The following is an 8,526-nucleotide window of genomic DNA, read 5'->3' on the forward strand; positions in this document are numbered from 1 at the left end:
TACATGCGGACTTCCCCGCCGTGCTCGCCGCCGCCGAGGCGCAAGGCGCCGCGACCGCCATCCTCACCCAGGCCGCCTTCCTGGCCCGCATGGGCGTCGGCGAGCGCGCCGAGGCCCTGGTGAGGACCCGGCCGGACCGGGCCTCGGTGATCGGCCGCCAGCTCAACCGCCTGATGGCCGCGGACGAGATGGGCGAGCTCTTCAAGGCCGCCTGCCTGCATTCCCCCGGCTGGGTCCCGCCTGCCTTCGACGAGGACTAGCGACATGAGCGACGTTCCCGTGCTGACCTCGCCCCTGCTCGACGTGGCTGGCGTGCGGCACGCCTTCTTCACTCGCCAGGGCGGCGTCTCGCAGGGGATCTACGCCAGCCTGAATGTCGGCCTGGGCTCCAGGGACGACGCCGAGGCGGTGCGGGAGAACCGCCGCCGCGCCGCCGACCACTTCGGCGCCGGGACGATCGTCACCGCCTACCAGGTGCATTCGCCCGACGCGGTCGCCGCGACACAGCCCTGGCCGGAGGCCGCGCCCCACGCCGACGCCGTGGTCAGCGCCACGCCGGGCCTGGTCTGCGGCGCCCTGGCGGCCGACTGCGCCCCGGTGCTGATCGCCGATCCCGACGCCCGCGTGGTCGCCGCCGCCCACGCCGGCTGGAAGGGCGCGCTCGACGGCGTCGTCGAGGCGACGGTCGAGCAGATGCTGGCCTTGGGCGCCCGGCGCAGCCAGCTGCGCGCCGCGGTGGGGCCCTGCATCGGGCCCTTGTCCTACGAGGTCGGCCTGGAGTTCCTCGAACGGTTCATGGCGGCCAACCCTGCCTACGAGGGCTTCTTCTCGGCCGGCGCTTCGCGGCACAAGCGGATGTTCGACCTGCCGGCCTTCGTGCTGGGCCGGCTCGCCGTCGCCGGCGTCGGCATCTCCGAGTGGCTGGGCCACGACACCTGCGCCGAGCCCGACCGCTTCTTCTCCAACCGCCGGGCTTTCAAGCTGGGCGAACCCGACTTCGGCCGGCTGATGTCGGCGATCGCTCTCACATGACGACGGTTTAGGTTCGCAGGGATAGACTCCCGGCCTTCCCCTGCTACAAGCCCCGCCCATAGCGCACTCGTCTCGCGGAGCTCCGATGAAGCTGCTTGCCGGCAACTCCAATCGCACGCTGGCCGAGGCGGTGGCCTCGCACCTCGACCTTCCGCTGACCAAGGCCCAGGTCAAGCGCTTCGCCGACAACGAGGTCTGGGTGACCATCGACGAGAACGTCCGCGGCGAGGACGTCTTCGTGATCCAGTCGACCAGTTACCCGGCCAACGACAACCTCATGGAGCTGTTGATCTGCATCGACGCGCTGAAACGCGCCTCGGCCAAGCGGATCACCGCGGTGATGCCCTATTTCGGCTACGCCCGGCAGGACCGGAAGACCGGCGGCCGCACGCCGATCTCCGCCAAGCTGGTGGCCAACCTGATCACGCGCGCCGGCGCCGACCGGGTGCTGACCATGGATCTGCACTCCGGCCAGATCCAGGGCTTCTTCGACATCCCCACCGACAACCTGCTGTCCGCGCCGATCCTGGCCGCCGACATCAAGGACAACCACAAGAAGACCAGCGAGCTGATGATCGTCTCGCCGGACGTGGGCGGAGTGGTCCGCGCGCTGGCGGTCGCCACCCGGCTGAACGCCGAGCTCGCCATCGTCGACAAGCGCCGCACAGGGCCTGGCGCCAGCGAGGTCGCCAACATCATCGGCGACGTCTCGGGGCGCCGCTGCATCCTGTTCGACGACATGATCGACGGCGGCGGCACCCTGACCAACGCCGCCCAGGCCCTGGTCGACCACGGCGCGGCCGAGGTCTCGGCCTATGTCACGCACGGCGTGCTGTCGGGGGCGGCGGTGGAGCGGGTGAACGATTCGATCCTCAAGGAGCTGGTGATGACCGACTCCATCCAGCCGCCGGACCGCGCCCTGGACGGCGGCAAGATCCGCTATGTCAGCTGCGACCGGCTGATCGGCGAGGCGATCCGCCGCATCGCCAACGAAGAGTCGGTGTCGAAACTCTTCGATTGAAGTTGCGGTCTTTTCCGTCCGGCCACGCTTGCTCAGCAGGTGTTTGCCGTGCGAGGCCACAATCTCGCCGGGGGACGATTGCTAGAGTGACGCCACGCGTCCGTGGGGAAGGCCTTTAGATGACCTCCGTTGTTGTTGTCCGTAATCCCCGTGCGCGGACCGCCGCCAGCGTGGCGGCCCTGGTGTTGAGCGCCGTGCTGGCCGGATGCGCCGCGCCCGCGCCTCCGCCGCCTCCGCCGCCTGCGCCGGTCGCCGTGATTCCGCCGGTCAGCCTGTCGCCGCGGGTGGTCGAGCAGGCCGCCGCCTATCGGGCCTATGTCACCCGCGCGAGCGCCATCTCGCCTGCCTTCTCCGGCGCCGACGACGTCGCCCAGAGCCTGAAGACCGGCGCCTCCTATGAGCCGGGACACCTGTTGCGCGGCGCCATCGCCTACGGCGCCGTGGTGGCCCTGCAGGACCCGGCCTATGTGGCGGGCGTGCGCAAGTTCGTCGGCGACCCCGACCAGCGCCGCACGGTGGCCTACGAGATCATGAAAGACCCCGCCTACGCCGTCGGGTTCGACGGCTCCGCCAGCGCCGCGGGCCTGGTGATGGGCGCCCTCGGCGGCGACGGCCGCAAGCTGCTCGAGACCGGCCGCTCGGTGAAGCAGGCCGCCTATGACGTGCAGCACCAGGCGTGGTCCAAGGGCGACGTGCCGGCCCGCGACATCCGGCTGGCCCTGGCCAAGTCGCTCTCCGCCACGCCCGGCCTCGGCGAGGTGGCCGAGACCTCGCGCCTGCAGCAGGCGGTGACCGGGTCGGCGCAGATGGGCCTCTCCGCCGAGAGCGCCAGCCCGCCCTACACGCCCCTGGTCATCCGCAGTCTGGCGATCGCGGCCCTGGCCGCCCTGGGCTACGCCGACGACGCCAGCCTGGCCCAGGTGATGCCGATCCTGGCCGAGCCGAACTCCGCCACCTGCCTCAACATGTCGAAGCTCAACCTGTACCAGTGCCTGGCGGTGGCCAAGCCGCACTACGAGGACGTCTTCTGCCTGGGTCAGCACATCCTGATCGACACCGGCCACTGCCTGATCAAGGGCGTCGGCGTGGCCGAGCCGGTGGACCCGCGCGTGCAGGCCGCCGCCGACGCGGCGCTCACCCGGGCCTCGACGACCACGACCGTGCGCTCGCGTCCGAAGAAGCGCTGAGGTTTTAGACCCTCCGCCCGTTGCGCGGGCGGAGGCTTTTGTGTATCTACGCGCACCTTTCGACCCCAGCGGTCGCAACTTGCGTCGCCGCGCGGCCATCGCGCGGCGGTTTCGTTTTGAGGCAAGGCCATGGCCGAGATCGTATTGAACGTTGAAGTGCGCGAGCGGACCGGCACCGGCGGCGCCCGCGTCGCCCGTCGCTCCGGCCTGGTTCCCGGCGTGCTCTACGGCGGCGACCAGGATCCGGTGGCCATCTCCGTGAAGGTCAACGAGTTCCGCAAGGCGCTCTACACCGGCAAGCTCCTGGGCCACCTGGTGACCCTGAAGTACGGCAAGGAAACCCAGCCGGTGATCGCCAAGGCTGTGGACATGCACCCGGTCACCGACCAGCCCTGGCATTTCGACCTCTACCGGGTCAGCGCGCACCAGCAGATCAAGATCGAAGTGCCCGTGCACTTCGTCAACCAGGAAGAGGCGCCGGGCATCAAGCGCGGCGGCACGCTGAACGTCGTCCTGCACTCGCTGACCGTCTCCTGCGCCGCCGATGAGATTCCCGAGGACATCGTCGTCGACCTGACCGGCCTGGACATCGGCGCGACCATCCGCGTCTCGGACCTGAAGGTCCCGGGCAAGGCCGAGGCCGCCATCGACGCGGACACCGTGGTGGCGACCATCGCCGGCGCCATGGCCGAGGTCGTCGAAGAAGAGCCGACCGTCGCGGAAGGCGAAGAGGAAGCCGCCGAGGCGACCGAAGCCGAAGCGCCCTCCGAAGGCGGCGGCGAGGAGTAGTCCCGCCGCTCCGGTCCTGATCGGAGCGTCCGAATGCTGCTCATCGCGGGGCTGGGAAATCCCGGCCCGACCCACGCCAAGAACCGCCACAACATCGGCTTCATGGCCGTGGACGAGATCGCGCGCCGGTGGGATTTCGGCCCGCCGCGCTCGCGCTTCCAGGGCTTCGTCCGCGAAGGCGCCATCGAGACGCCGGACGGCCCGGTCCGCACCCTCATCCTCAAGCCGCAGACCTTCTACAACGAGGCCGGCCGCGCGGTGGGCGAGGCGCTGAAGTTCTTCAAAATCGACCCCGCCGACCTGGTGGTGTTCTACGACGAGATCGACCTCGCCCCCGGCCGCTTCCGCATGAAGGCCGGCGGCGGCGCGGCGGGCAACAACGGGGTGCGCTCGATCACCGCCCAGGTGGGGCCCTACTTCCGCCGCGCCCGGCTCGGGACCGGTCACCCGGGCGACAAGGCCCTGGTCCACGGCCACGTGCTCTCGGACTTCCACAAGGCCGACCTGAAATGGGTGGAGCCGCTGATCCAGGCCTGCGCCGACGCGGCTCCCCTGCTGGCCGCCGGCGAGGACGAGAAGTACCAGACCGAGGTCATGCGCCTCGCGCCGGCCGAGAAGGCCGACCCGCGCAAGCTCGCCAAAGACGCGAAGTGACGGGCGCGGACTGAAATCCTTGAACAATCGCCCGAAGATCACCAACTGAGCGGCCTAAGCCGACCATGCCCTCACTGTCACTGATCGTCCTTTCCCTGCTGATCGCCGTCGCCCTGTGCGTGCACGCCGTGCGCACCGGGCGCGCGACCTATTGGCTGTGGATCATCCTGATGTTCCAGCCGCTCGGCGGAGCGGTCTATTTCCTGACCCAGGTCGTGCCTGGGCTGTTGGGGGGAACGACGGTCCGGCGCATCGGCCAGGCCGCGCGCGAGACGCTCGACCCGCACCGCGAATACCGCGAGGCCAAGGCCGCCTGCGAGGAGACCCCGACGGTCCGCAACCAATCGCGGCTGGCCGCCGCCGCCGCCCACCTCGGCAAGCCTGCCGAGGCCGAGGCGCTCTACCGGGCCGCCGCCCAGGGCGTGATGGCCGACGATCCGGTGCTGTTGCTGGGCCTCGCCAACGCCCTGCTCGAACTGCGCAGGCCGGCCGACGCGCTGGCGGTGCTGGAGCGGCTCGGCGATGACGAAGCGCATGGCCGCACGCCCGCCGCCGCCCTGGCGCTCGGCCGCGCCTACGAGGACCTCGGCCGCATCCCCGAAGCCGACACCGCCCTGCAATGGGCGGCTCAGCGCATGCCGGGCTTCGAGGCGCTGGGCCGCTACGCCGCCTTCATGGCCCGCAATGGCCGCAGGGACGAGGCGCGCGAAGCCGTTCAGGACATGGACAAGCGGCTCGAGAAGCTGAAGCCGCAGTTCCGCAAGGAAGGCCGCGCCTGGCGCGACCTGGCGGCCCAGGCGCTCAGCGGGGCCTAAGGCAGGGCGGCGCCCCCATGCTCATCGCAACCGCGCCGCGATCTCGGCGCGCAGGCCGTCTGGAGCAAATTGCAGCTTTGCTGTTCCGCCCAGCGCCTGGGCCAAGTTCCGCTCGATGAGCTGGGATCCGAAGCCCCTCTTCCGGGGCGGCACGACCAAGGGGCCGCCGCTCTCGCGCCAGGTGAGGCGCAACTCGGGGGGATCGCCCTCGACCAGACGCCACTCAACGACGACCTTTCCCGCGGGCGCGGAAAGCGCGCCGTACTTGACCGCGTTCGTGGACAGCTCGTGCAGCGCGAGCGCAATGCCCGTCGCCGCCGCGGGGCCGAGCCTGACGTCAGGCCCCTCGATCACAAGGCGATGCTCCCCCGGGACGTAGCCAAAGGGCGCCAGGATCTGGGCGGCGACCGCCCTGAGCTCGGCGCCCTGCCCGCGCGCGGCGAGCAAGGCCGCATGCGCTTCGGACAAGGCCCGCAACCTCGCTTCAAATTCCCGCTGCGCGTCGTCCAGGGGACGATCCGGACTGAAGGTGCGACGGCTTATGGCCTGCACGAGCGTCAGGGTGTTCCTCATCCTGTGCTCAAACTCGCGGGCGATAATCTGTTCATGCTCGGCAGCCGCGGTCGCCCGCGCCAGAAGACGAACGAGCGCCAGGCACATCAGCAGGATGATCAGACCGGCGAGGAAGGCGCCGACAAGCCCGCCGAGCTCGTAAGGTGCGAGCACAAACGAGAGCGGCGGCCCCATGAACAGATACCAAGCGCCTAGGACACCGACGCCGAGGCATGCGGCGCCGGCCCAGGCGCCGCCGGTCAAGGTCGACAACAGGACCAGCGGAAACAACGGCAGGAACGGCTCATCTACGCCGAGCACCGGCACAAGGGCGTATCGGAGCAGTAACGACGCTCCGCCGGCTGCGGCGCCCAGCAGCAGCATTGCCGCAGATCTCACGAACGCTCGACCAAAAGCCGGCTCACCGCCGGCGCCGCGATCTCTGCCTGCGGCCGGCATCAGGGATCCGATGAGCGTTTTCCAGGGCAGGCCGCTTCCAGGGCCGAAGTGGCCATTCGAGGAGGCTGGTGGCTTCTTCGGCATCAGGCGTCTTCCGCTCGTTGACCCTCCCAGAAGGCCTCGATTTACGGACGGTAACCCCAGGGGAAAATGGGAGTGCAAGGCGCGAGATCTCGTCACCGACTTCACAGTCGGCGCTCATCTAGGGCGGGAGAGGACAAGCATGGCGTTCGCGATCAAAGCCGAGGTTTGCGATCCGCGGGGGAAGACGTTCGCGTTCACCGCGCAAAAGACGATGTATGGCGGTAAGGACATTGCCCAAGGCGACATTGTTTTCGTGTTCGCGAGCGAGAACGAGGGCGGGCAAGGCCTCATCGCGCGTGGCGTCGCCACTTCCGCCGAAGCCGTCGCGAAGACGCGCGGCGTCGCCCGGCAAACGCCGCGCGTGAGCCTCTCCATCAGACGCACCGCGGTCGCGAAGCGGCCGCTGGGGCGAAGCGAGCTCAAACATCTCACCGACTGGAATGACGGCCAGCCCGGGACTGAGCTCAATTTCAAATTCTATCGCCAGGCGACGAACAAGATCGTCGGCATCTCGGATGAGGCGGCGGCGTTCCTCAGCGAATTCTTTTAGCCGCGTCCGCCTACCCGACCGGGCGGCGCCTGGTCACGGCTTGATTCCAACAGCGTGAATTCAGGTGCGGCCGGCGCGCCGCGGGTCCACAATCGTGACGTCGGGAGGGCTTGGCGGATAGCCGCAGGAGGAGCCCATGTACGTCATTACCCGTCGCTTCAATTCGCTGAGTTCGGTGGCCGAGGCTGCTCGGCGGGCCGAAGCCGGACTTGCCCCGATGCTGCTCACGGCCAACGGCTTCAAGGGCTACCACATCATCGACGCCGGCGGTGGGGTTGGCCTGTCGGTGACCATGTTCGAGACCCGCGAGGATGCGGACCGCGTCAAGGACCGCGCCCTTGCCTGGATCAAGCAGAACCTGTCCGACCTCTATCAGGGCGAGCCCGAAGTGACCGCCGGCGAGGTGATCTACTCGGCCCGGCCCGAAACCCCGATCGGACAGGAAGCATCGTCCGCGCAGACCGAGGCCCGGCCCCACTAGGGAGTCGAATTTGCAGAAACCGGAACGGCGACTCCGGTTCGTTGAAATACACAAACCGTCCCGGAGCGCCGGTGGCGGACGCCGGACGGCGGTCCGGATTTCCACGACTTGGGGCGACGGCCTAGGCCCGACCTGCCGCCCGTGCTAGGTCGCGCGACCGTCCGCCCACTCGAAATCCGAAAGACTCCATGGCCCTGAAAGTCGCCATCGTCGGCCTGCCCAATGTCGGCAAATCGACGCTGTTCAACGCGCTCACCCAGACCGCCGCGGCCCAGGCCGCGAACTATCCGTTCTGCACGATCGAGCCCAACGTCGGCGACGTCGCCGTGCCCGAGCCCCGGCTCGACAAGCTGGCGGCGATCATCCCCTCCAAGGAGATCATCCCGGCGCGGATCAACTTCGTCGACGTCGCGGGCCTGGTGCGCGGGGCGTCGAAGGGCGAGGGCCTCGGCAACCAGTTCCTGGCCAACATCCGCGACACCGACGCGGTGGCCTTCGTCACCCGCTGCTTCATCGACGACGACGTGACCCACGTCGAAGGCAAGGTCGATCCCCTGGCCGACCTCGAGAGCCTGGAGAAGCGGGTCTCCAACCTGGAGAAGCGCGCCAAGACCGGCGACAAGGAGTCCGCCCAGACCCTGCGCCTGGTGCAGCTGGCGCTCACCGAGCTGAACGCCGGCCGCCCGGCTCGCAAGGCAAAGATCGCCGAAGACGACGACAAGGCCTGGCGGATGCTGCAGCTGCTGACCTCGAAGCCGGCGCTCTACGTCGCCAACGTCGACGAGGCCTCCGCCGCCACCGGCAACGAGATGTCGCGGCTGGTGGCCGAGCGCGCCACGCGCGACGGCGCCGACTCGGTGGTCATCTCCGCCCAGATCGAGAGCGAGATCGCCATGCTCGAC

10 protein-coding genes and 1 pseudogene are annotated in these 8,526 nt (G+C 69.3%); 10 read left to right on the forward strand and 1 reads right to left on the reverse strand.

The annotated features are described in order from the left end of the window. The 7 genes and pseudogenes from JWP28_RS05280 to JWP28_RS05310 form a co-directional block, all read left to right on the forward strand. Positions 1-260: pseudogene (locus JWP28_RS05280) on the forward strand (class I SAM-dependent methyltransferase); the annotation flags it as partial. A gap of 4 nt (positions 261-264) precedes the next feature. Continuing rightward, positions 265-1,032, forward strand: coding sequence for a peptidoglycan editing factor PgeF (pgeF, locus tag JWP28_RS05285; protein ID WP_299540795.1), 768 nt, complete (start codon positions 265-267; stop codon positions 1,030-1,032). Between the two features lie 85 nt (positions 1,033-1,117). Further along, the gene (locus JWP28_RS05290; protein ID WP_299540797.1) at positions 1,118-2,053 is read left to right on the forward strand and encodes a ribose-phosphate pyrophosphokinase; all 936 of its coding nucleotides are present in this window, start codon (positions 1,118-1,120) and stop codon (positions 2,051-2,053) included. Between the two features lie 119 nt (positions 2,054-2,172). Then, positions 2,173-3,240, forward strand: coding sequence for a hypothetical protein (locus JWP28_RS05295; protein WP_299540799.1), 1,068 nt, complete (start codon positions 2,173-2,175; stop codon positions 3,238-3,240). 129 nt (positions 3,241-3,369) lie between these two features. After that, positions 3,370-4,029 (forward strand): 50S ribosomal protein L25/general stress protein Ctc, encoded by a 660-nt coding sequence (locus JWP28_RS05300; protein ID WP_299540801.1) that lies wholly within the window; start codon positions 3,370-3,372, stop codon positions 4,027-4,029. A gap of 33 nt (positions 4,030-4,062) precedes the next feature. Further along, positions 4,063-4,683, forward strand: coding sequence for an aminoacyl-tRNA hydrolase (gene pth, locus JWP28_RS05305; RefSeq protein ID WP_299540804.1), 621 nt, complete (start codon positions 4,063-4,065; stop codon positions 4,681-4,683). A gap of 65 nt (positions 4,684-4,748) precedes the next feature. Next, on the forward strand, positions 4,749-5,498 hold the full coding sequence (locus tag JWP28_RS05310) for a tetratricopeptide repeat protein (RefSeq protein ID WP_299540807.1): 750 nt from the start codon (positions 4,749-4,751) through the stop codon (positions 5,496-5,498). A 21-nt stretch (positions 5,499-5,519) separates the two neighbouring features. Here JWP28_RS05310 and JWP28_RS05315 read toward each other — a convergent pair whose 3' ends face one another. Continuing rightward, on the reverse strand, positions 5,520-6,593 hold the full coding sequence (locus JWP28_RS05315; protein WP_299540810.1) for a sensor histidine kinase: 1,074 nt from the start codon (positions 6,591-6,593) through the stop codon (positions 5,520-5,522). A 139-nt stretch (positions 6,594-6,732) separates the two neighbouring features. Here JWP28_RS05315 and JWP28_RS05320 point away from each other — a divergent pair, with 139 nt between their 5' ends. The 3 genes from JWP28_RS05320 to JWP28_RS05330 form a co-directional block, all read left to right on the forward strand. Continuing rightward, entirely contained in the window at positions 6,733-7,143 is a 411-nt protein-coding gene (locus JWP28_RS05320) for a hypothetical protein (RefSeq protein WP_299540812.1), read from the forward strand. A 136-nt stretch (positions 7,144-7,279) separates the two neighbouring features. Then, positions 7,280-7,624: a hypothetical protein gene (locus tag JWP28_RS05325; RefSeq protein WP_299540814.1), complete on the forward strand. Its 345-nt coding sequence runs from the start codon at positions 7,280-7,282 to the stop codon at positions 7,622-7,624. Positions 7,625-7,812: 188 nt separating this feature from the next. Beyond that, the coding region (locus JWP28_RS05330) for a GTPase (protein WP_299540817.1) at positions 7,813-8,526 on the forward strand (714 nt) is incomplete at its 3' end.

This window comes from Phenylobacterium sp. (genome assembly GCF_028290885.1).
GTDB lineage: Bacteria > Pseudomonadota > Alphaproteobacteria > Caulobacterales > Caulobacteraceae > Phenylobacterium.

Coding starts and splice junctions, on each gene's coding strand:
- JWP28_RS05315 (WP_299540810.1), bottom strand. CDS start 6,593: ATGCCGAAGAAGCCACCAGCCTCCTCGAATGGCCACTTCGGCCCTGGA.
- JWP28_RS05310 (WP_299540807.1), top strand. CDS start 4,749: ATGCCCTCACTGTCACTGATCGTCCTTTCCCTGCTGATCGCCGTCGCC.
- JWP28_RS05300 (WP_299540801.1), top strand. CDS start 3,370: ATGGCCGAGATCGTATTGAACGTTGAAGTGCGCGAGCGGACCGGCACC.
- JWP28_RS05290 (WP_299540797.1), top strand. CDS start 1,118: ATGAAGCTGCTTGCCGGCAACTCCAATCGCACGCTGGCCGAGGCGGTG.
- JWP28_RS05320 (WP_299540812.1), top strand. CDS start 6,733: ATGGCGTTCGCGATCAAAGCCGAGGTTTGCGATCCGCGGGGGAAGACG.
- JWP28_RS05325 (WP_299540814.1), top strand. CDS start 7,280: ATGTACGTCATTACCCGTCGCTTCAATTCGCTGAGTTCGGTGGCCGAG.
- JWP28_RS05295 (WP_299540799.1), top strand. CDS start 2,173: ATGACCTCCGTTGTTGTTGTCCGTAATCCCCGTGCGCGGACCGCCGCC.
- pth (WP_299540804.1), top strand. CDS start 4,063: ATGCTGCTCATCGCGGGGCTGGGAAATCCCGGCCCGACCCACGCCAAG.
- pgeF (WP_299540795.1), top strand. CDS start 265: ATGAGCGACGTTCCCGTGCTGACCTCGCCCCTGCTCGACGTGGCTGGC.